Raw genomic sequence first — 22,746 nt, forward strand, 5'->3', positions numbered from 1 at the left:
ATCCGGCGCCCACGGTGACCCTAGACTGTGAACGTGCTGGAGAACCCCCGTTCGCCCCGAGTCCGTGCCGTCGCGAAGCTGACCAAGCGCAGTGCGCGAACCGAGACGGGCCTCTTCCTTCTGGAAGGCCCGCAGTCGGTGCGTGAGGCGCTCACGTATCGTCCGGAGGCGATCGTCGAGCTGTTCGCGACGCCGAACGGGTGGGAGAAGCACCCCGACATCCGTGCGAAGGCCGTCGACGCCGAGATCGACGTCGAGTACGTCACGGAATACGTGTTGAACGCGATGGCCGACACGGTCACTCCGCAGGGACTGGTCGCGGTCGTCCAGCAGACGCCGACCTCCGTGCGCGACATCTTCGAAGCCTCGCCGCGTCTGGTCGCGATCTGCGAAGAGGTGCGCGACCCGGGGAACCTGGGCACGATCATCCGGGCTGCCGATGCGGCCGGAGCGGACGCCGTCGTGCTGACCGGCCGGACCGTCGACCCCTACAACCCGAAGGTCGTACGCGCCACGACCGGTTCGCTGTTCCACCTCCCGGTCTCGGTCGGGGGAGACCTCGACGATGTCGTGAAGCGCGCGCACGCAGCGGGTCTGCACATCCTCGCCGCCGATGTGAAGGGCGACGACCTGCTGGAGGCCCGAGCCGAGGGCGTGCTCGCGGAGCCGACCGGATGGCTCTTCGGCAACGAGGCGCGTGGTCTGGAAGACGAGGCTCTCGGTCTCGCCGACCGGGTGCTGCGGCTGCCGATCTTCGGCAAGGCCGAGTCTCTCAACCTGGCTACCGCTGCCAGCGTGTGCCTGTACGAGAGCGCCTTCGCGCAGCGGGCGGCGTCGGTCGGCTGACGGCCGACCGACGGAGGAAGCGGGTTGCGGGGTCGATGAGGATTCTGATCGTCGAAGACGACGACCGAGTCGCTGCGGCGCTCGAAGCGTTCCTCGCGAGGTCCGGTTATGCGACGGTCCGCGCGTCCGACGGGACGACGGCGCTGGAGCTCGTCGGGGCCGAGACCGAGGTCGTGCTCCTCGACCTGGGCCTTCCCGATATGGACGGCGTCGATCTGTGTCGTCGCATTCGTGCCCGCTCCGAGGTTCCGATCATGATCGTGACCGCGCGAAACCAGGTCGCCGAGCGCATCAAGGGACTGCGCGCCGGTGCCGACGACTTCGTCGTGAAGCCCTACGACGTGCACGAGCTCCTGGCCAGGATCGAGGCAGTGACCCGGCGTTCGCGACCGATGCTCCCGGAGTCCGACGCGCGCGTGCGGCTCCTCGACGGATCGCTGGAGATCGACCTCGTCGGGCGGCAGGTGCTGGTCGGCGGTGCGCCGATCGAGCTCACCCGCAAGGAGTTCGACATCATCGCCGTGCTCGCCCGGTACCCGGGCGTGGCGGTGCCGAAGGAGCGTCTCATCCGCGAGGTGTGGAACACGGATTGGCGAGGCTTCGGGCATTCGCTCGAGGTGCACGTCGGTGCGATCAGGAAGAAGACCGGGTCTCGCGGTGTGATCGAGACCGTGCGCGGAGTCGGCTACCGCCTCGTGGGGTCCTGAGCCATGCGTCGGCGTCTCGTCATCGTCTTCCTCGTACCGCTCGTGGCTATCCTGGTCGCGCTGGGCGGTGCAGCCGGATGGAGTGCGGCACAGAGCGTGCAGCAGTCCTTCTACGCCCAACAGCTCGGCGACCTCGGCTACTTCGTCACGAGCGCGCGTCAGTCGCTGCGTTCCGGCAGCTCGGCGGTGATCGACGCCGAGGTCGACCGCTTTCAGGAGGTGTACGGGATCGGGGTGACGGTGTTCGATCTCGGAGGTGCGCCGTGGGCTGCGGGGGAGTCCGGCTCGGCCGTGCTCGCGGAGGACGACGCGGAACGGGTGCGGCTGGCCCTCTCGGGGCGACGCGCCGAGCAACCCGCAGCCGTGTTCCCCTGGACGGTGGCGGATGCCGCGCTGGCGGAGCCGGTGTTCGACGATGGCGACGTGATCGGTGCGGTGCTGGTCGCCGGAGATGCCGATGCCCCGCGGGCCGCGATCATGCAGCAGCTGCTGGTCATCTCCGCCATCGCGCTGGTGCTGATCGCCCTGGGTGTGCTGCTCGTCTTCCGTCTCGCCCGGTGGGTCCTTTCTCCCGTCAGACGACTCGACGAGGCGATGGTGGCCATCGAGCGCGGCGAGATGGACGCGCGTGTCGCCGAAGACGCCGGGCCACCGGAACTCCGCCGCATGGCGCGGGTCTTCAACGGCATGGCCGATCAGATCGAGCGCGTCATGACGCGCCAGCAGGAGTTCGCGCTCAACGCCTCGCATGAGTTGCGCAACCCGCTCAACGCTCTGCTCCTGCGCGTGGAGCACCTCGCGACCGGGCTCGGACGGGAGTGGCGCGATGATGTGGAGGAGACGAGGGAGGAAGGCCGTCGGATGACGAGGATCCTCGAGACGCTGCTCGGCCTCGCACGGGGCGGACGTGTGGACTCCACGATCTCCGCGGTCGACCTCGCGACGCTGTCCGCGCGCCGACTCGATGCCTGGCGTGACGTCGCGGAACGGCGCGGGATCGCCCTGCGCTCGACGGGTGAGCGGACGGTGATGAGCGTGACCGACCGGACGGTCGTGGAGAGCGCGCTGGACGCCGTGATCGACAATGCCGTGAAGTTCTCGCCGGATGGCGCCGGCATCGACGTCGGGGCGCGTCGCGAGGGAGGCGTCTGCCGGATCACGGTCCGCGATCATGGTCCTGGGCTGACCGCCGAGCAGGCTGCGGCTGCGACGGACAGATTCTGGCGGAGTGCCGAGAGCGAGGACACGCCGGGCACCGGACTCGGGCTCGCGATCGCGACCGACCTGCTGGCGACGGTCGGCGGCGAGCTGACGGTGGCTGCGGCCGAGGGCGGCGGCCTCGAGGTCGTGCTGCTGCTTCCCGACAGGACGACCCCATGACGGCCGCGGTGCGACGGATGGTGGCGGGAATCCTCTCGCTCGTGCTCCTCGGGACGCTCGTCGCCTGCAGTCAGCGTGCGAGCGAGTGGACCGACGCGGAGTATGCGATCGCGGCCGGCGGTTCCACGGGTGTCTACTACGAGTACGGCAGCCATCTCGCCGACGAGCTCTCTGCGGACCTGGACATCCGTGTCGTCGGGCAGGAGACGGCCGGATCCGTGGACAATCTGCTGCGCGTGGACTCCGGCGAAGCCCTGATCGGGTTCGCGCAGGGTGACGCAGCAGCCGATGCCGTGGCGGGAACCGGTGCCTTCGACGCGCCCCTCGAAGTGCGGGCTCTGGCGCGTCTCTACGACGAGTACGTGCAGGTCGTGGTGCGCGGCGACTCCGATGTGACGAGCCTCCCGGATCTTGCGGGGCGGACGGTCTCCCTCGGCGCGGAGAACTCAGGAGTGAACGTGATCTCCGCACGGGTTTTGGATGCCGCGGGCGTCGACGTCGGATCTCTTCAGGATCCTCAGCTCGATCTCGGCGAGTCGATCGCGGCGATGGAGCGCGGCGAGATCGACGGGTTCTTCTGGGTGGGTGGGCTGCCGACGCCGGGAATCGCCGCCCTCTCGCAGACGACAGCCGTGCGCCTGCTCCCGATCGAGCAGGACTGGGTGAACGAGGTGAACGACCGCTACTCGGACGCGTATCGTCCCGCTGATGTCCCGGCCGGCACCTACGGCATCGCGGCCTCGGCGCCGACGATGGCCGTCCCGAACTACCTCGTCACCGCGTCGTCGACCCCGCGCGGGATCGTGCGCGACATCCTGACCGGACTCTTCGATGCCCGTCTGCGGATAGCGGGGGAGGTTCCGGCCGCCGCTCTGCTGGATCGCCGATCGGCGATCTTCACGGGGCCCGTCCCGCTGCATCCGGGTGCGGTCGACTATTACCGGGACCTGCGCGGCTGACTTCTCAAGAAATCCTCAAGAAGTCTGACACCGGGCCCGTGGCTCTGCCAATGTGAGGTCGATCGCGCACGATCGGATCCTGCTGCTCAGCTGTCGTTGGGGGGCGAGGTGGCAGGACGGTCCCGCGGCCCGTGGGGGCGGGCCGTGGGGTACCCATGCAGAGCAGCATTGGTACCGCGATCAGGTGATTACGAACGTGTAAATCTCACCGAGGCGCCTGGAGACCCGCGTCCGACGTGGCTAGTTTGGAGAAATGATGACCTCTGATACACCCCTCGTCGTGGTCGAGAACGTCCAGAAGCACTACGGAGATTTCCAAGCTCTCGCCGACATCGACCTCACGGTCAACTCGGGGGAGGTCGTCGTCGTGATCGGCCCGTCCGGCTCCGGCAAGTCGACCCTGTGTCGCACGATCAACCGACTCGAGACGATCACCAGCGGCACCATCCGCATCGACGGCAAGGAACTGCCCGCCGAGGGCAAGGGCCTCGCCCACCTCCGCGCAGATGTCGGCATGGTGTTCCAGTCCTTCAACCTGTTCGCGCACCTCACGATCCTCGAGAACGTGACCCTGGGACCGATCAAGGTCCGTGGCCTCAAGAAGGCGGATGCCGAGGCCGAGGCGATGATGCTGCTCAAGCGCGTCGGCGTCGCGCAGCAGGCATCGAAGCTCCCCGCCCAGCTCTCCGGCGGCCAGCAGCAGCGTGTGGCGATCGCCCGGGCGCTCGCGATGCAGCCCAAGGTCATGCTCTTCGACGAGCCGACCAGCGCGCTCGACCCCGAGATGATCAACGAGGTCCTCGACGTGATGGTCGAGCTGGCCCACGAGGGCATGACCATGATCGTCGTCACGCACGAGATGGGCTTCGCCCGGAAGGCGGCCGACCGGGTGGTCTTCATGGCCGACGGGCGGATCGTGGAGGAGGCGACTCCCGAGGAGTTCTTCACGAACCCTAAGAGCGACCGTGCCAAGGACTTCCTGTCGAAGCTCCTGACGCACTGACGCACCCGACCACACAGACCCTGCACACACAGCACACGAAGGAGACGCACATGCGACGCACACGGACACTGGCAGGCATCGGAATCGCAGCGGTGGCACTGCTCGCGCTCACGGCCTGCAACAGCGGCACGCCGTCGAGCTCGGGAGCCCCGGAAGACGGCGGCGAGGAGGAGACCTCCAGCACACCCTGGACGGTCCTCGAGGATGTCAGCATCGACGGGAGCCCGACGTTCGATCGGATCTCGTCCTCCGGCACCATCAAGGTCGGCGTGAAGGAAGACCAGCCGGGCCTCGGCTACCTCGACCCGGTCACCGGCGACCGCACCGGTTTCGACGTCGACATCGCCCGCTGGATGGCGGCTTCCCTCGGGGTCGACCCGGAGAAGATCGAGTTCCAGGCGATCGCCTCGGCAAACCGCGAGCAGGCGATCGTGAACGGCGACATCGACTACTACGTCGGCACATACTCGATCACCGACAAGCGCAAGGAGCAGATCTCCTTCGCCGGCCCGTACTTCCTGACCGGACAGGGCCTCCTCGTCGGTGCCGACAGCGACATCGAGAGCGTGGACGACCTGAGCGACGCGACGACGGTCTGCTCGGCGACCGGCTCGACGCCGATCCAGAACATCAAGGAGAACTACCCGGAGGTCCCGACCAAGGAGTACGACACGTACTCGAAGTGCGTCGAGGACCTCAAGAGCGGGCAGGTGGATGCCGTCACCACCGACGAGGCGATCCTCATCGGCTACGCGGCGCAGGCCCCGGAGCAGCTCAAGGTCGTCGGCGAGCCGTTCAGCGAGGAGCGCTACGGCATCGGCCTCGCCAAGGACGATGACGCGCTGGCCGAGTACTTCAACACCCAGCTGACCGACGGTGGCGACATCTGGCAGCAGATCTTCGACAACAACCTCGGTGCCTCCGGCGTCGAGGCCGAACAGCCCGAGGTCGACCCGATCGGTTGATCGCAGGGGGCGGCCGACACCATCGGCCGCCCCCTCCATCAGCAGGGTCATCGCGAGAACACGAATCGACAGGAGCAGCCGTGGGAGTCATCAGCGACCACCTCGATCTCTGGGGTGAAGCACTGTGGGGAACGATCGTGCTGTTCCTGGGCGGAGGCCTCATCGCCCTGGTGCTCGGACTGATCGTGGGAGCGGCACGGGTGTCCCCGGTGCCGATCGCCCGGGCGGTCGGCGGCATCTACGTGAACTGGATCCGCAACACCCCGCTCACCCTCGTGATGTTCTTCTTCGCGTTCTGCCTGCCGATCCTGCTGGGCGAGCGGGTGAACGCCCTGCTGCTCGCCGTCATCGCGCTCGGTCTCTACACCGCGACCTACGTCGCCGAGGCGCTGCGGGCCGGCATCAACACGGTGCCGGTCGGGCAGGCCGAGGCGGCGAGGGCGATCGGTCTCAACTTCGGTCAGGTCATGCGCTACGTCATCCTGCCGCAGGCCACGCGCTCGGTGGTCCCCCCGATGATGAGCGTCCTCATCGCCCTCATGAAGAACACCACGGTCGCCGCGGGCTTCTCCGTCGTCAACCTCGGCACCATCCGCGCCTCACTCAGTGAGCGCGGCGAGAACGCCCTCGTCGTCCTGCTGTGGGTCATGGTCATCTTCGTGGTGCTGGTGCTGCTGCTCGCCTGGGTGCAGCGCGCGCTCGAGAACAAGTGGAGGATCGCGCGATGAGTTCCGTCCTGTTCGACGTCCCCGGCCCTCGAGCCGTCGCCCGCAACCGACTCATCGGAGTCGCGACGGTCGTCGTCGTCCTCGCCGTGCTCGGCTGGGTCGTATGGCGGCTGTTCGCCACCGGACAGTTCACCGCCGAGAAATGGAACATCTTCACTTTCTCCGCCGTCTGGGTCCGTTTCGGCGAAGGTCTGCTGGCCACGCTGGCCGCCTTCGGCGCCGCGGGAGTCGGCTCGATCATCCTCGGCTTCGTGCTTGGCATCGGTCGCCTCTCGGAGCACGCCTGGGTGCGTGAGCCGGTCCGGTGGATCATCGAGGTGCTCCGGGCCGTGCCCGTCCTCGTGCTCATGATGCTGCTGTACTACGGCCTTCCCGTGATCGGCGTGAAGATGCCGCCGTACTGGGCGGTCGTCATCGCGCTCATCGTCTACAACGGCTCGGTGCTCGCGGAGGTGCTCAGGGCCGGCATCGAGTCGCTGCCCCGCGGGCAGGCGGAAGCCGGATATGCGATCGGACTGCGCAAGACCGGGGTGATGTACTTCATCCTCATCCCGCAGGCCGTGCGGGCCATGATGCCCGTGATCATCGCGCAGCTCGTCGTCGCCCTGAAGGACACCGCGCTCGGGTTCATCATCACCTACCAGGAGCTGCTCTACGTCATCAACCAGATCGGCAACCAAGCGCCCTACGGCTCCCCGCTGATCCCTGCCGCGATCATCGGCGGATCGATGTACGTGGCCGTGTGTCTCGTGCTCTCCTACGTCGCCTACCGCCTGCAGCGTCGTGCCAAGCGCTCGCCGAAGGCAGGGCCCGCAGAGCCCGATCCCCGTCAGCACGGCGGGGAGACCAACACCTCGCTCATCGTGCTGCAGGGGGACGGCGCCGAGCCGACGCGCTGAGTCGCGAAAGGGACCCACGCGCCCCCGGTAGACTCGATTCTCGTGTCAGAGTCTCCTGAAATCACCCCGGAAGCGGTCGAAGCCGCTGTCGCCGACGCCCTCGCGGCGATCGCCGCAGCCGCCGACACCGCCGAGCTGAAGGCGGCTCGTGCCGCACACGTCGCGGAGGGTTCGCCGCTCGCGGTCCTGAACGCCTCGATGCGCCAGGTCGCCCCCGAGAACAAGGCCGCATTCGGCAAGCTCGTGGGCCAGGGACGCGGGCAGGTGACGCAGGCGCTCGCGGCCAAGGAGGCAGAGCTGGCCGCCGCTGAGGTGGCTGCGCGTCTCGAGGCCGAGCGTGTCGACATCACCGCTGTGCCCTCGCGCACGCGGGTCGGCGCCCGGCACCCGCTCACGCTCCTCCAGGACCAGGTCTGCGACATCTTCGTCGGCATGGGATGGGAGATCGCGGAGGGACCGGAGCTCGAGCACGAGTGGTTCAACTTCGACGCCCTGAACTTCGACGTCGACCACCCGGCACGTCAGGAGCAGGACACCTTCTACGTCGACCCGACCTCGCGTCACCTGGTGATGCGCACGCACACGAGCCCGGTGCAGGTGCGCTCGATGCTCGACCGCGAGGTGCCGATCTATGTGCTGTGCCCGGGGCGGGTGTACCGCACCGATGAATTCGACGCCACGCACCTGCCGGTGTTCACGCAGTTCGAGGGACTCGTCATCGACAAGGGCATCACGATGGCGCACCTCAAGGGCACGCTCGACCACTTCGCGAAGCAGCTGTTCGGTCCCGAGGCCGAGACCCGCTTCCGCACCAACTACTTCCCGTTCACCGAGCCCTCCGCCGAGCTCGACCTGTGGCACCCGACCTTCAAGGGCGGCGCGCGCTGGATCGAGTGGGGCGGGTGCGGCATGGTCAACCCGAACGTGCTGCGCGCCGCCGGGATCGACCCCGAGGTGTACAGCGGCTTCGCGTTCGGCATGGGCATCGAGCGGGGCCTGATGTTCCGCAGCGATGTGCAGGACATGCGCGACATGGCCGAGGGCGATGTCCGTTTCAGCGAGCAGTTCGGGATGGTGGTGTGATGCGCGTCCCGCTTTCGTGGTTGCGTGAGTACGTCGATCTGGCAGCGGATGCCACGCCCGAGGATGTCCTCGCGGCGCTGGTGACCGTCGGCTTCGAAGAAGAGGACGTGCACCGCTTCGAGATCTCGGGTCCCGTCGTCGTCGGGCAGGTCGTCTCGATCGAGGCCGAGCCGCAGTCCAACGGCAAGACGATCAACTGGTGCCAGGTCGATGTGGGCGAGGCGAACGGTGGCATCCGCGGGATCGTCTGCGGCGCGCACAACTTCGTCGCCGGCGACAAGGTCGTCGTGACGCTGCCGGGCGCCGTGCTGCCGGGGCCGTTCCCGATCGCTGCCCGCAAGACCTACGGTCACGTCTCCGACGGCATGATCGCCTCGGCGCGCGAACTGGGCCTGGGTGACGAGCACAACGGCATCATCGTGCTCTCCGACCTCGGCATCGATGCGCCGGTCGGCACCGACGCGATCGCGCTGCTCGGCCTCGACGACGTCGCGGTGGAGATCAACGTCACCCCCGACCGCGGCTACGCGTTCTCCCTGCGCGGCGTCGCCCGTGAGTACGCACACGCCACGGGGGCGGAATTCCGTGACCCCGCCGAGCGTGACTTCGCCGAGCTCCAGCCGGGAACCGGACACACGACCGTGGTCGACGACGTCGCCCCCGTGCGGGGACGCGTCGGCGCGAGCGAGTTCGTGACCCGCGTCGTGCGGGATGTCGATCCCTCGCGCCCGACTCCGCCCTGGATGATCGCGCGGCTCAGCCTCGCGGGGATGCGCTCGCTGGGCGTCCTGATCGACATCACCAACTACGTGATGCTCGAGCTGGGTCAGCCGCTGCACGGTTACGACCTCGACAAGCTGACGGGGGGAATCACTGTCCGCCGCGCCACCCCGGGCGAGAAGATGACCACCCTCGACGGCGTCGAGCGCTCGCTGCACGTCGAAGACCTCCTCATCACCGACGGGTCCGGCCCGATCGGCCTCGCCGGCGTCATGGGCGGCGGCACCACGGAGATGAGCGACACCACTCGCAACGTGCTCATCGAGGCCGCGAACTTCGACCCGATCACGATCGCCCGCACGGCGCGTCGGCACAAGCTCCCGAGCGAGGCATCCAAGCGCTTCGAGCGCGGTGTCGACCCGCTCATCCCGTTCGTCGCCGCGCGCCGGGCTGCCGACCTGATGGTCGAGCTCGCCGGAGGCACGCTCACGGAAGAGGGCGGTGCGCTGTTCGCCGAGGTCTTCGTCGCAGACATCGAGCTGCCCGCCGGCTTCGTGCAGGGACTCATCGGCGTCGACTACACCGACGACGAGATCACCGGTGCGCTGACCACGATCGGCGCGGACGTCACCGCGGCGGAAGACGGCTCCGGCTGGACCGTCATCCCGCCGACCTGGCGCCCCGACCTCACCGACAAGTGGACGCTGGCCGAGGAGGTCGCCCGCATCCACGGTCTCGACCGCATCCCCTCGGTGCTGCCGACGCCGCCGTCCGGCCGCGGGCTCACCGCGCACCAGCAGGGCCGTCGCCGCGTGGCCGACGCTCTCGCCGCTGCCGGCCTGGTCGAGACGCCGTCGTTCCCGTTCACCACCGAGGCGCAGAACGACCTCCACGGCTCCGCCTCGGGAGAGCACCTGCCGAGCATCCGCCTGGCGAACCCGCTCGACGGGCAGGCGCCGTTCCTGCGCCGCTCGCTCATCCCCGGTCTGCTGCAGACCGCGCACCGCAACATCTCGCGCGGACTCACCGACCTGGCGATCTTCGAGACGGGCGCCGTGTTCCTTCCCGAGCCGGGCGTCGAATACGGCACGGACGAGGTGCCGCCGTTGGGGGAGCGCCCCTCCGATGAGACGCTCGCGGCGCTGAACGCCTCGATCCCGCCGCAGCACAGGTTCGTCTCGGCGCTGCTGACGGGTCATGTCGCACCGCGGCAGCCCGGCCGTCCGGCCGAGGCCGCCGGACTCGTCGAGGCGCTGGACGCCGTGCGGGTGATCGCGGCCGCCGCCGGTGTCGAGATCGATGTCGTGCAGGCGGAGCGCGCCGCCCTGCACCCGGGTCGTACCGGGTCGCTGCGTGTCGCGGGCGAAGAGGTCGGCTACGTCGGCGAGCTGCACCCCGCCGTGGCCGAGGGAGCCGATCTCCCCGGGCGCGCGACCGTGTTCGAACTCGACCTCGATCGCCTCCTGACGCTCGCGGGTGGCCGGGTCGTCGCGGCGTCCCTGTCGACGTTCCCCGCTGCCACGCAGGACGTCTCGCTGACGCTGCCGGCGGAGGTGCCGGCCGCCGACGTTCAGGCCGCACTCGCCGAGGGCGCGGGCGCGCTGCTCGAATCGGTGCGCCTGGTGGACGACTATCGCGGCGAAGGCGTGCCGGAGGGCTCGAAGAGTCTGACGTTCGCGCTGCGTTTCCGCTCCGGCGACCGCACACTCACGGCAGCCGAGGCCACGGCGGCCAAGCTCGCCGGCGTCAAGGTCGCAGCCCAGCGCTTCGGAGCCGCGCTGCGCGACTGATCCTCCTCCGAGTGCATACCAGAACGGGATGCACTCGGAGTAGAGTGGCCGCATGAGCACGCAGATCGCCCTCAGACTTTCCGACGAGATGGTCGCAGCGCTCGATGCTCTGGTCTCCGCCGGTGCCGCTCCCAGCCGGACGGCTCTGGTCTCCGTCGCGATCGCCCGCGAACTCCGTCGGAGGGCAGCCGAGCACGACGCAGAGATACTGAATACGCAGGGGGCGGGCGACGATCTCGATTCGCTCGTGGACTGGACCGGCGGTCACATCGTGATCGAGCGCTGACGGTGCGCGAGATCTGTCTGGCGCGGCTCGACAAGACCCGCCCAGTGGTGATCCTCACGAGAGATGCCGCCCGCCCGGCGATGACGAAGGTGACGGTGGCGCCGATCACCTCCACGATGAAAGGTTTGAGCAGCGAAGTTCCGGTCGGGCCGACCAATGGTCTCGACCACGAGTGCGCGGTGTCGATCGACAACCTGATCACGATCCCCGTCTCTGCCCTGGGACGCACGATCGGGTACCTCTCCGAGAAGCAGGAGGTGCAGCTCGCGACCGCTGTGATGCTCGCTTTCGACCTCGATCTGCCCCTCCAGGGATGATCGCCCTGCGCTGAGCGGAGAGGCCTTCCGTCCGACGCAAGATCCTGGTGACATGGGTCCATGACGCACGTGCTGATCCTCGGTGGAACGGGCTGGCTCTCCTGGCGCATCGCCCGCCGATGGCTGGACGCGGGAGCGACGGTAACGTGTCTCGCTCGCGGTGGGCGCCCCGCGCCGGACGGTGCCGTGCTCGTGCGCGGAGACCGCGACGATCCCGAGGTGTACGACCGGCTCGCGGGCCGGGAGTGGGACCACGTGGTCGACATCTCGTCGCAGGCATCACAGGTCGAGGCCGCCGTCGGGGCCCTCGGCGAGCGTGCCGCACGGTGGACCTACGTGTCATCCATGTCGGTGTACTCCGACGACGAGACGATCGCTGCCGACGAGTCGGCACCGCGGCATCCGCCCGCTCGCCCCGGCGACGAGTACGAGTACGGACCGCAGAAGGCGGCGGCCGAGGATGCCGTGGGCGCCCTGGGCGATCGCGCGCTCATCGTGCGGCCGGGGCTCATCGTCGGCGACGGCGATCCCAGTGATCGATTCGGCTACTGGGCAGCGGCGTTCGCGCGGGCGGGTGCGGAGCCGGTGCTGCTGCCGCCGCTCGACGGGCGGAGCGCGCAGGTGATCGATGTGGACGATCTCGCCGACTTCATCGCCACCGCCACCGTGAGCGGGCCGGTCAACGCGATCGGGGACGAGCATCCCCTCGGCGACGTGCTGCAGGCTGTCCGGTCGGCCGCGGGGCACACCGGCGAGATCGTGGTCGCCGAGGAGGAGTGGCTCGTCGAACACGAGGTCGGGTACTGGGCGGGGCCGAGATCCCTGCCGCTGTGGCTCCCGCCGGAGATGACGGGCTTCATGACCCGGTCGAATACCGCCTACCGCGATGCGGGTGGACGGCTGCGGCCGCTGAACGACACCATCCGGTCGGTCGTCGCCGATGAGCGAGAGCGCGGAGTCGACCGCGACCGTCGTGCTGGACTCACCCGAGCGGAGGAGCGGGCCCTCCTGGCCGATCGATAGACGCTTCTAGCCGATCGCTAGACTCTGAGCAGTGACACGGGGTGCCGCATCCGCGGCTGAGAACAGACCCGTCGAACCTGATCTAGTTCGTACTAGCGAAGGGATGTCGCGATGAGCGATTTTCTGCGTCCTGATTCCACCACCGATCTGCCCGGTGCCGCCGCGGCGCTGTGGGGGGTGCTGCGCGAGACGCCCCCGCTGACGCACTGCATCACCAACAACGTCGTCACCGGGTTCACCGCCAACGTGCTGCTCGCCCTGGGTGCCGCCCCGGCCATGGTCGACATCGTCGGGGAAGCCGAGATGTTCGCCGGCGTCGCCTCCGGTGTGCTGATCAACCTGGGCACGCCGACCCCGGAGCAGCGCGCGGCGAGTCTCGAGGCCGTGGCCGGAGCTGCGGCATCCGGCACTCCCTGGGTGCTCGATCCGGTCGCCATCGGGGCCCTTCCGATCCGTACCGCCCTGGCGCACCGGCTGGCCGAACTTCGACCGACGGCGATCCGCGGCAATGCCTCCGAGATCCTCGCGCTCGCCGGCCTCAGTGCGGGTGGGCGCGGAGTCGATGCGACGGACAGCACGGATGCCGCCGCCGATGCAGCCGCTGCGCTCGCGCGAAACACGGGCGCCGTGATCGCGGTGTCCGGTCCGATCGACCTCCTCACCGATGGTGAGCGGGTGCTGTTCCTGGCGAACGGCCACGAGCTGCTGACCCGGGTCACCGGCGGAGGCTGTGCTCTCGGGGCCGTGATGGCCGCATTCCTCGGTGCTGCGCGGAACACCGGACACGACGCGCTCACGGCCGTCGCCTCCGCGAGCCTCGTCTACACGATCGCTGCGGAGCGCGCGGCCGCGGTCTCGAACGGTCCCGGCAGCTTCGCCGTGGCACTGCTGGACGCACTCGCCTCGCTGGGGCCCGCCGACGTGATCGCGGACGCCCGTGTGGAGGCGGGTGCGCTGTGAACGCCGATCTCTCCCTCTACCTCGTCACAGATGCGGAGCTCTGCGGGGACCGCGGTGTGGTCGAGACCGTGCGCCGCGCTGTGGACGGGGGCGTCCGCATCGTGCAGCTTCGAGACAAGAGCGCATCCGACGCCGAGACGGTCGACCAGCTCGTCGCGCTGTCGCAGGCCATCGACGGCCGCGCACTGCTCGTCGTGAACGACGGGCTGGATGCCGCGATCGCCGCCCGCGCCCGTGGTGCGCGCATCGACGGCGTGCACCTGGGACAAGGGGATGCGTCGGTGCTGCGCGCGCGTAAGGCTCTCGGACCGGATGCGCTGATCGGCCTCACAGCGAACACCCCCGAGCACCTCGATGCCGTTCTCGCGCTGCCCGCGGGAACCGTCGACTACCTGGGCGTCGGCGTCATCCGCCCGACCTCGACGAAGCCGGATCATCCCGAGCCCCTCGGCGTGGGAGGGTTCCGCGACTTCGTGGCGCGCAGTCCGCTCCCGTGCGTGGCGATCGGGGGTGTCGGCATCGATGACACCGAAGCCCTCCGCGATGCCGGTGCCGCCGGCCTCGCCGTGGTCTCGGCGCTGTGCGCGGCGGAGGATCCGGCAGCGACCGCCGTGGAGTTCCGGCGACGGTGGCGCGCGGGTAGCGTTCCGCGGGTGCTGAGCATCGCCGGGAGCGACCCGTCGGGTGGGGCGGGAGTCCAGGCCGACCTCAAGTCCATCGCTGCGAACGGCGGATACGGCATGGCCGTCCTCACCGCGCTGACCGCGCAGAACACGCAGGGTGTCCGGGCGGTGCACGTGCCGCCCGCGGACTTTCTCCGCGCTCAGCTCGACGCGGTGTCGGACGACATCGCGATCGACGCGGTGAAGATCGGGATGCTCGCCGAGACGGAGGTGATCCGCGCAGTGGGCGAGTGGCTCGACCGGGTGCGTCCGCCCGTCGTCGTGCTCGACCCGGTCATGGTCGCCACCTCGGGGGACAGGCTCCTCTCTCCGGATGCCGAGGCGGAGCTGCGCGGTCTGCTCGGCCGCGCGACGCTGGTCACCCCGAATCTCGCCGAGCTCGCGGTGCTGATCGGCCGGGACATCGTCGACTGGGCCGACGGCATCCTCGCCGCCGAGGAGCTGTCGGCCGAGATCGGTGCCGCCGTGCTCGTCAAGGGCGGTCACCTCACGGGCGACGAGGCTCCGGACGCGCTGGTCGACGCGCGTGGCGGCCTTCGCCAGGAGTTCACCGGACCGCGCATCGTGACGGCGAGCACGCACGGCACGGGCTGCTCGCTCTCCTCGGCGCTGGCCACGCTGCTGGCCCGGGGGAGTGAGCCCGAGGAGGCGGTGCGCAAGGCACGCGCCTGGCTCCGCGAGTCCATCCGCGCAGGGGACGGGCTGCGCGTGGGACGTGGGCACGGCCCGATCAGCCACTTCGCCGGGCTCTGGGAACGTGGCGGTATCGCGACGCGACCGGAGGCGACCGACATCGCCGCGGAGTGGTGGCGGGAAGTCGCCGGCATCCGTGCCGGGATCGACGAGCTGCCGTTCATCCGCAAGCTCGCCGACGGTTCTCTCGAGCGCACGCCGTTCCTGTCCTATCTCGCGCAGGACGCACTGTATCTGCGCGACTACGCCCGGGTGCTGGCCGAAGCCGCCCGTCTCGCGCCCACCTCGGCGGAGCAGGCGTTCTGGGCGGACTCCGCCCACGGTTCGATCGTCGGCGAACTCGAACTGCACGCGTCGTGGCTGACCCCGTCACAGGGGGTGAGCGCGGCGACATTCGCGGCGGAACCTTCCGCGGTGACGACGGGGTACCTCGATCACCTGCGGTCCGTCGCATTCGGCGGTGACTACGGCGAGATCGTCGCCGCAGTACTCCCGTGCTTCTGGCTCTACACGGACCTCGGCCGGCGCCTGCACGCGGGAGAGCTCGGCGAGTACGCGACGGATCCGCAGCATCCGTACGCCTCGTGGCTCGCGACGTACGCCGACCCCGCATTCGAGCGGGCGACCCGGACGGCGATCGAGTACGTGACCGCCGCAGCCGCGGCGGCGGATGCCGACACGAGGGCGAGGATGCGGCGCGCCTTCGTGTCGTCGAGCGCGCACGAGCTCGCCTTCTTCGCCGCACCACTGGAGTCGTCGCTCCCTCGATGACGAGCCGGATTTGCGGTGGCTGCCGAGGCCGCGCTACTGTCGCGACATGCCTTCGGCCGCCACCGCTTCTTCGACGCTCGCTCCGAGCGTCATCGCTGTGCGCCGACGCCGCGGCCGCCGACTGTAGGCGACCCCGCCCTCCTGCCTGCGCCCGCGCGGCGGTCGAGAGCCGGTGTCGCCGGCCCCGCCCCCGGTCCTCCTTTCGAGGAAAGACCCGACCGTTAAGGTAGAAGCATGACGTATTCCGTCGCCGTCTCCGGCGCATCCGGCTACGCAGGCGGCGAGATCCTACGCCTCCTGGCCGACCATCCCGACATGGAGATCCGCACCGTCACGGCGCATTCGAACGCCGGACAGCCTCTCGTCGACCATCAGCCGCATCTGCGTTCGCTCGCGCACCTGACCCTGCAGGACACGACGCCGGAGATCCTCGCGGGTCACGACATCGTGTTCCTCGCGCTTCCCCACGGGCAGTCGGGGCAGTACACCGACGCGCTGGGCGACGCGCCGCTCGTCATCGACGCGGGCGCCGATCACCGCCTCACCTCGGCATCGGCCTGGGATGCGTTCTACGGTGGTGCCTTCCACGAACCGTGGGCGTACGGCGTCCCCGAGCTCCTGGTCGACGGCGTGAAGCAGCGCGAGCACCTCCGCGGGGCGACGCGCATCGCCGCCCCGGGCTGCAATGCCTCCACGGTGAGTCTCAGCCTCGCCCCGGGCGTCGCGGCCGGAGTGATCGACCCCTCCGACATCGTCTCGGTGCTGGCCGTCGGGCCGTCCGGAGCAGGCAAGAGCCTGAAGACGAATCTGCTCGGCAGCGAGATCCTCGGCACCGCGAACCCCTATGCGGTCGGCGGTACCCACCGGCACATCCCCGAGATCCGTCAGGCGCTCGCCGCGGCGTCCGGGGCGGATGCCGCGGGCATCCGCATCTCCTTCACCCCGGTGCTCGTGCCGATGTCGCGGGGGATCCTCGCCACCTCGACCGCGCCCATCGTCGAGGGCGCGACCGACGCGCAGATCCGCGACGCCTGGCAGAGCGCGTACGGCGACGAGACGTTCGTGCAGCTGCTGCCGGAAGGACGATTCCCGCGCACGGCCGACGTGCTCGGCGCCAACACCGCGCTCATCGGCCTCGCGATCGATCGGGCCGCCAACCGCGTCACGGTGGTCACCGCCGTCGACAACCTCGTCAAGGGCACCGCCGGCGCTGCCATCCAGTCCATGAACATCGCGCTGGGTCTTCCCGAGAACCGCGCCCTCTCAGTGAACGGAGTCGCGCCGTGAGCGTCACCGCCCCCGCAGGATTCGAGGCGGCCGGAGTCGCCGCCGGCCTGAAGTCCACCGGCAAGCCCGATGTCGCCGTCGTCGTGAACCGGGGCCCGCGCAAGGTCGGTGCCGCCGTCTTCACGAGCAACCGCGCCAAGGCGAACCCGATCATCTGGTCGCAGCAGGCCGTCGCCGACCGCATCGTCGAGGCCGTGGTGCTGAACTCCGGCGGGGCGAACTGCTTCACCGGCGCCTTCGGGTTCCAGACCACGCACCAGACCGCCGAGAAGGCCGCCGAGCTCCTCGGAGTGAGCGCCGGTGACGTGCTGATCTGCTCCACCGGACTCATCGGCACCGGAGACGAGACGTTCCGGCAGCGGGTGCTCGCCGGCACGGAGCAGGCGATCGCCGCACTCAGCACCGACGGCGGCGACGCCGCGGCGCAGGCGATCATGACCACCGACACCGTGGCGAAGACCGCCGTGATCAGCCGCGACGGCTGGACGATCGGCGGCATGGCGAAGGGGGCGGGAATGCTCGCTCCCGGCCTCGCCACCATGCTCGTGGTGATCACGACCGACGCCGTCCTCGAGCCGCTGCAGGCCGACGAGGTGCTGCGCCGCGCGACGGGGCAGACCTTCGACCGGCTCGACTCCGACGGCTGCATGTCGACGAACGACCAGGTCACGCTGCTCGCCAACGGCGCATCCGAGATCGTCCCCGACCTCGACGACTTCGCCGCCGCATTGACCGAGCTGTCGCAAGAACTCGCGGTGAAGCTGCAGGGCGATGCCGAGGGCGCGAGCCACGACATCACCATCGAGGTGCAGCATGCGGTGTCCGAGCAGGACGCCGTCGAGGTCGGCCGGTCGGTCGCGCGCAACAACCTCTTCAAGGCCGCGATCTTCGGAAACGACCCGAACTGGGGCCGTGTGCTCGCCGCGATCGGAACCACGAACGCGCAGTTCGACCCCTACGACGTCGACGTCTGGATGAACGGCGTGCGCGTCTGCACCGAGGGTGGCCCCGACCGTCCGCGTGAGGAGGTCGACCTGACGCCGCGCGCCACGCACCTCGTGATCGACCTCAAGGTCGGGGATCAGACCGCCACCGTGCTCACCAACGACCTCACCCACGACTACGTGCACGAGAACAGTGCGTACGCCTCATGACCGACATCCAGGACACTCCTGCCGAGGTCGCCGCGCAGAAGGCCACCACGCTGATCGAGTCGCTGCCGTGGCTGAAGAAGTTCCGTGACCAGATCGTCGTGATCAAATACGGCGGCAACGCGATGGTGTCGGAGGAGCTGCAGGACGCCTTCGCTCAGGACATCGCCTATCTCCGCTACGTCGGAGTGCTGCCGGTCGTCGTGCACGGCGGCGGTCCGCAGATCTCGAACATGCTGCAGAGGCTCGAGATCCCCAGCGAGTTCAAGGGCGGCTACCGCGTCACCAACACCGAGGCGATCAGCGTCGTGCGGATGGTGCTCACCGGTCAGGTCAACCCGCAGCTCGTGACCAAGATCAACTCGCACGGTCCGATCGCGACCGGCCTCAGCGGGGAGGATGCCGGGCTCTTCGGCGGCCGCCGCCGCGGCGTCGTGATCGACGGCGAAGAGGTCGACCTCGGCCGCGTCGGCGACGTCGTGGAGGTCGATCCGACGCCCGTGCTCGATCACCTCGCGGCCGGCCGCATCCCGGTCGTGTCGAGCATCGCCCCCGACCTCGACCACCCGGGTCAGTCGCTCAACGTCAACGCGGATGCCGCGGCCGCCGCTCTCGCGGTGTCGCTGAACGCCCGCAAGCTCGTGATCCTCACCGATGTGCCCGGCCTTTACGCCGACTGGCCCAACCGCGACTCGCTCGTCTCGCACCTGACCTCGGAGGCCCTCATCGAGATGCTGCCGAAGCTCGAGTCGGGGATGATCCCGAAGATGCGCGCCTGCCTGGACGCGGTCGAGGGCGGCGTCGATGCGGCGGCGATCATCGACGGGCGGGTGCCGCATTCGGTGCTCGTCGAACTTTTCACCAGCAAGGGAATCGGGACCGAAGTGGTCCTGGGAAAGAATGAGGTGACGGCATGACCGTCTGGCAGGACGACGCGGCACGCGATCTCGTGCTCAACGCAGGGGACCGGCTCGCGATGCTGGTCCGCGGTGAGGGCTCGCACGTCTGGGACGCCGACGGCCGACGTCACCTCGACTTCCTCGCCGGCGTGGCGGTGACCTCCCTCGGGCACGCGCACCCGGTCTTCGTCGAAGCCGTCTCGAGGCAGGCGGCCACCCTCGCGCACGTGTCGAACTACTTCGCGACGCCACCGCAGCTCGCCCTCGCCGCGCGCCTCAAGCGCTTGGCCGGTGCCGGCCTCGACGGTCGGGTGTTCTTCTCGAACTCGGGTGCCGAGGCCAACGAGGCCGCGTTCAAGCTCGCGCGTCTGCACGGCGGCACCGAGCGTCCGCGCATCCTCGCGCTCGAGAACGGCTTCCACGGCCGCACCATGGGGTCGCTCGCGCTGACCGCGAAGGTGTCGATGCGAGCGCCGTTCGAGCCGATGCCCGCGGGTGTCGAGCACATCCCCGCCACGATCGAGGCTTTGGAGGCGGCGATGGACGACCGTGTCGGCGCGATCATCGTGGAGCCGATTCAGGGTGAGGCCGGTGTCGTCGAGCTGCCAGAGGGCTACCTGGCCGCCGCCCGCTCGCTGACGCTCGCGCACGGTGCGCTGCTCATCCTGGACGAGATCCAGACCGGCGCCGGTCGTACCGGCGCGTGGTTCGGTTTCAGCCATGAGGGCATCACCCCCGACGCCATCACGCTCGCGAAGGGCATCGGCGGCGGCTTCCCGATCGGCGCTCTGGTCACCTACGGTGCAGCCAGCGCGCTGTTCACCCCGGGGTCGCACGGCTCGACCTTCGGCGGCAACCCGCTCGCGACTGCGGTCGCCGACGCGGTGCTCACCGAGATCGAGAGTGCGGGTCTGGTGGAGAATGCTGCGCGCCGCGGTGCGGAGCTGCGCGAGATCCTGCTCGGCATCGACTCCCCGCTGATCGACGGCGTCCGCGGCCGTGGCCTCCTGGTCGGTGTCGCGCTGACCGAGCCGGTGGCCGGTGCCGTCGTCGCCGCAGCGCAGGAGCGCGGGCTCATCGTCAACGCCGCCAACCCCGAGACCGTGCGCATCGCACCGGCTCTCACGATCGGCGACGCCGAGCTCGCCGAGTTCCGCGAGCTGTTCACCGCCGCTCTCGCCGACGTCCAGGCCTCTGTTGCCGGAAAGGTATCCGCATGACCCGCCACCTGCTGCGTGACGACGACCTGACGCCCGCCGAGCAGGCCGAGATCCTCGATCTCGCCATCGAGCTGAAGAAGGATCGGTGGGCCGACAAGAGCTTGGCGGGTCCGCAGACGGTCGCGGTGATCTTCGACAAGTCCTCCACGCGCACCCGCGTCTCGTTCGCGGTGGGCATCGCCGACCTCGGCGGTTCCCCCCTCATCATCTCGACCGCGAGCAGCCAGCTCGGCGGCAAGGAGACGCCCTCCGACACCGCGCGGGTGCTCGAGCGCCAGGTCGCGGCCATCGTGTGGCGCACCTACGCGCAGTCCGGGCTCGAGGAGATGGCGGCAGGCACGCGCGTCCCCGTGATCAACGCACTCTCGGACGACTTCCACCCGTGCCAGCTGCTCGCCGATCTGCTGACCATCCGCGAGCACAAGGGCGAGCTGAAGGGGCTCACGCTCACATTCCTCGGTGATGGAGAGAGCAACATGGCGCACTCCTACGCGCTCGCCGGCGTCACGGCGGGCATGCACGTGCGGATCGCCTCTCCGGAGGACTACGCGCCCCGCGCGGATGTGATCGAGGCCGCCGACCGCCGTGCCGCCGAGACCGGCGGTTCGATCACGCTATACACCGATCCGGTCGAGGCCGCGGCCGGTGCCGACGTCGTGGTCACCGACACCTGGGTCTCGATGGGCAAGGAGGAGGAGAAGCTCGCGCGCATCCGCGATCTCGGCGGCTACAAGGTCACTCCCGAGACGATGACCCTCGCCGACCCCGAGGCGATCTTCATCCACTGCCTCCCCGCCGACCGCGGCTACGAGGTCGACTCCAGCGTGATCGACGGTCCGCAGAGCGTGGTCTGGGACGAGGCCGAGAACCGGCTGCACGCGCAGAAGGCGCTCCTGGTCTGGCTGCTCGGCAAGAAGGACGCGTGATGAGCGAGTCGACGCACGAAGGCACCAACGAGGGCGCGCTCTGGGGTGCCCGCTTCGCCACCGGGCCGTCGCCCGAGCTGGTGGAGCTCAGCCGCTCGACGCACTTCGACTGGATCCTCGCGCCGTACGACATCGCCGGCTCCCACGCGCACGCCACCGCGCTCGAGGCGGCCGGATACCTCGAACCCGACGAGGCGCGACGCATGCACGAGGGGCTGGATGCCGTGGCCCGCAAGGTCGCCGACGGCACCCTGCGCCCTGTGCCGACCGATGAGGACGTGCACGGCGCGCTCGAGCAGGCGCTGATCGCCGAGCTCGGTCCGGAGCTGGGTGGTCGCCTGCGTGCCGGTCGCAGCCGCAACGACCAGATCGCGACGCTGGTGCGCATGTACCTGATCGACCACGCGCGGGTGATCGCCCGCGACATCCTGCGGGTGATCGACGCGCTGGTCGCCCAGGCCGAGGCGCACCCCGACGCCATCCTCCCCGGACGCACGCACCTGCAGCATGCGCAGCCCGTGCTCCTCGCCCACCACCTGCAGGCGCACGGCTGGCCGCTGGTGCGCGAGCTCGAGCGCCTCGTGGACTGGCGTCGTCGTGCCGGTGTCTCGCCCTACGGCGGGGGAGCGCTGGCCGGCTCGACGCTCGGCCTCGACCCCGCACTCGTGGCGACGGAGCTGGGCCTCGATCGTCCCGCCGAGAACTCGCTCGATGGCACAGCCGCACGCGATGTGGTGGCCGAGTTCGCGTTCATCACGGCGATGACCGGAGTCGACCTCTCGCGGCTCTCCGAGGAGATCATCCTCTGGAACACCCGCGAGTTCGGTTTCGTCACGCTCGACGACGGCTATTCGACGGGGTCGAGCATCATGCCGCAGAAGAAGAACCCCGACATCGCCGAGCTCGCCCGCGGCAAGTCCGGCCGCCTCATCGGCAACCTGTCCGGCCTCCTGGCCACGCTCAAGGGGCTGCCGCTCGCGTACAACCGCGATCTGCAGGAGGACAAGGAGCCCGTCTTCGACTCGGTGCAGACCCTCGAGGTCGTGCTCCCCGCGTTTGCCGGCATGGTCGCGACGCTGCGTTTCGACACCGAGCGGATGGCGGCGCTGGCACCGCAGGGCTTCTCCCTCGCGACCGATGTCGCGGAGTGGCTCGTGAAGCGGCGGGTGCCGTTCCGTGATGCCCATGAGATCTCGGGCGCTCTCGTGCGCGCGTGCGAGGAGCAGGGGATCGGGCTGGAAGACGCGTCCGACGAGCTGCTGCTGTCGGTTTCGCCGCATCTGGTGCCGGAGGTGCGCGAGGTCCTCACGATCGAGGGGTCGGTCGCATCGCGGACCGGCGTCGGCGGGACCGCCCCGGTGCGGGTCGCCGAGCAGCGTGCGGAACTCGTCGCCCGCGCTCAGGCCGCCGCCCACGCCCTCGGCTTGTAGTCGGTCGCGGACGGCGGCCT

Annotated in this window: 21 protein-coding genes and 1 riboswitch; all 21 genes read left to right on the forward strand. The window is 69.5% G+C overall.

Translation table 11 applies throughout. The features are described from left to right. The first annotated feature begins 33 nt into the window (after positions 1-33). Positions 34-846, forward strand: a complete 813-nt coding sequence (locus AC6CHX_RS17415) for a TrmH family RNA methyltransferase (protein WP_498273829.1) — start codon at positions 34-36, stop codon at positions 844-846. Positions 847-881: 35 nt separating this feature from the next. Then, a complete protein-coding gene (locus tag AC6CHX_RS17420; RefSeq protein ID WP_376107863.1) occupies positions 882-1,553 on the forward strand; it encodes a response regulator transcription factor in 672 nt (223 codons plus the stop codon). 3 nt (positions 1,554-1,556) lie between these two features. Further along, positions 1,557-2,933 carry a sensor histidine kinase gene (locus tag AC6CHX_RS17425; protein ID WP_498273830.1) on the forward strand — a complete coding sequence of 459 codons (1,377 nt, stop codon included), beginning with the start codon at positions 1,557-1,559 and terminating at the stop codon, positions 2,931-2,933. Beyond that, positions 2,930-3,892 (forward strand): TAXI family TRAP transporter solute-binding subunit, encoded by a 963-nt coding sequence (locus AC6CHX_RS17430; protein WP_498273831.1) that lies wholly within the window; start codon positions 2,930-2,932, stop codon positions 3,890-3,892. The genes AC6CHX_RS17425 and AC6CHX_RS17430 overlap by 4 nt, the downstream gene beginning before the upstream one ends. 256 nt (positions 3,893-4,148) lie before the next feature. Beyond that, a complete protein-coding gene (locus AC6CHX_RS17435; protein ID WP_376107961.1) occupies positions 4,149-4,895 on the forward strand; it encodes an amino acid ABC transporter ATP-binding protein in 747 nt (248 codons plus the stop codon). Between the two features lie 50 nt (positions 4,896-4,945). Further along, entirely contained in the window at positions 4,946-5,860 is a 915-nt protein-coding gene (locus tag AC6CHX_RS17440) for a glutamate ABC transporter substrate-binding protein (protein WP_498273832.1), read from the forward strand. Positions 5,861-5,940: 80 nt separating this feature from the next. Then, complete coding sequence (locus AC6CHX_RS17445) at positions 5,941-6,588, forward strand: amino acid ABC transporter permease (protein ID WP_498273833.1); 648 nt, start codon at positions 5,941-5,943, stop codon at positions 6,586-6,588. Continuing rightward, positions 6,585-7,487: an amino acid ABC transporter permease gene (locus AC6CHX_RS17450; protein ID WP_498273834.1), complete on the forward strand. Its 903-nt coding sequence runs from the start codon at positions 6,585-6,587 to the stop codon at positions 7,485-7,487. The genes AC6CHX_RS17445 and AC6CHX_RS17450 overlap by 4 nt, the downstream gene beginning before the upstream one ends. Positions 7,488-7,529: 42 nt before the next feature. Then, positions 7,530-8,570 (forward strand): phenylalanine--tRNA ligase subunit alpha, encoded by a 1,041-nt coding sequence (gene pheS / locus AC6CHX_RS17455; protein ID WP_376107873.1) that lies wholly within the window; start codon positions 7,530-7,532, stop codon positions 8,568-8,570. After that, entirely contained in the window at positions 8,570-11,080 is a 2,511-nt protein-coding gene (gene pheT, locus AC6CHX_RS17460) for a phenylalanine--tRNA ligase subunit beta (RefSeq protein WP_498273835.1), read from the forward strand. The genes pheS and pheT overlap by 1 nt, the downstream gene beginning before the upstream one ends. A 52-nt stretch (positions 11,081-11,132) precedes the next feature. Continuing rightward, positions 11,133-11,366, forward strand: a complete 234-nt coding sequence (locus AC6CHX_RS17465) for a YlcI/YnfO family protein (RefSeq protein ID WP_498273836.1) — start codon at positions 11,133-11,135, stop codon at positions 11,364-11,366. A gap of 2 nt (positions 11,367-11,368) precedes the next feature. Then, the gene (locus AC6CHX_RS17470) at positions 11,369-11,683 is read left to right on the forward strand and encodes a type II toxin-antitoxin system PemK/MazF family toxin (RefSeq protein ID WP_136041683.1); all 315 of its coding nucleotides are present in this window, start codon (positions 11,369-11,371) and stop codon (positions 11,681-11,683) included. A gap of 60 nt (positions 11,684-11,743) precedes the next feature. Continuing rightward, complete coding sequence (locus tag AC6CHX_RS17475; protein WP_498273837.1) at positions 11,744-12,706, forward strand: NAD-dependent epimerase/dehydratase family protein; 963 nt, start codon at positions 11,744-11,746, stop codon at positions 12,704-12,706. A gap of 27 nt (positions 12,707-12,733) precedes the next feature. Beyond that, positions 12,734-12,827: riboswitch (TPP riboswitch) on the forward strand. Beyond that, a complete protein-coding gene (gene thiM, locus AC6CHX_RS17480) occupies positions 12,818-13,666 on the forward strand; it encodes a hydroxyethylthiazole kinase (RefSeq protein WP_498273838.1) in 849 nt (282 codons plus the stop codon). It overlaps the preceding riboswitch by 10 nt. Beyond that, the gene (locus AC6CHX_RS17485) at positions 13,663-15,813 is read left to right on the forward strand and encodes a bifunctional hydroxymethylpyrimidine kinase/phosphomethylpyrimidine kinase (protein ID WP_498273839.1); all 2,151 of its coding nucleotides are present in this window, start codon (positions 13,663-13,665) and stop codon (positions 15,811-15,813) included. Before thiM ends, AC6CHX_RS17485 begins: the two co-directional genes overlap by 4 nt. A gap of 234 nt (positions 15,814-16,047) precedes the next feature. After that, positions 16,048-17,100 carry an N-acetyl-gamma-glutamyl-phosphate reductase gene (argC, locus tag AC6CHX_RS17490; protein WP_498273840.1) on the forward strand — a complete coding sequence of 351 codons (1,053 nt, stop codon included), beginning with the start codon at positions 16,048-16,050 and terminating at the stop codon, positions 17,098-17,100. Next, a complete protein-coding gene (argJ, locus tag AC6CHX_RS17495; RefSeq protein ID WP_452326929.1) occupies positions 17,097-18,254 on the forward strand; it encodes a bifunctional glutamate N-acetyltransferase/amino-acid acetyltransferase ArgJ in 1,158 nt (385 codons plus the stop codon). The genes argC and argJ overlap by 4 nt, the downstream gene beginning before the upstream one ends. Continuing rightward, positions 18,251-19,168 (forward strand): acetylglutamate kinase, encoded by a 918-nt coding sequence (gene argB, locus AC6CHX_RS17500; protein ID WP_091030447.1) that lies wholly within the window; start codon positions 18,251-18,253, stop codon positions 19,166-19,168. Before argJ ends, argB begins: the two co-directional genes overlap by 4 nt. Further along, positions 19,165-20,370 (forward strand): acetylornithine transaminase, encoded by a 1,206-nt coding sequence (locus AC6CHX_RS17505; protein ID WP_498273841.1) that lies wholly within the window; start codon positions 19,165-19,167, stop codon positions 20,368-20,370. The genes argB and AC6CHX_RS17505 overlap by 4 nt, the downstream gene beginning before the upstream one ends. Further along, positions 20,367-21,296, forward strand: a complete 930-nt coding sequence (gene argF / locus AC6CHX_RS17510) for an ornithine carbamoyltransferase (RefSeq protein WP_136041676.1) — start codon at positions 20,367-20,369, stop codon at positions 21,294-21,296. Before AC6CHX_RS17505 ends, argF begins: the two co-directional genes overlap by 4 nt. Beyond that, the gene (gene argH / locus AC6CHX_RS17515; RefSeq protein WP_498273842.1) at positions 21,296-22,726 is read left to right on the forward strand and encodes an argininosuccinate lyase; all 1,431 of its coding nucleotides are present in this window, start codon (positions 21,296-21,298) and stop codon (positions 22,724-22,726) included. Before argF ends, argH begins: the two co-directional genes overlap by 1 nt. Positions 22,727-22,746: the final 20 nt, after the last annotated feature.

Source organism: Microbacterium sp. GQ128, assembly GCF_059758615.1.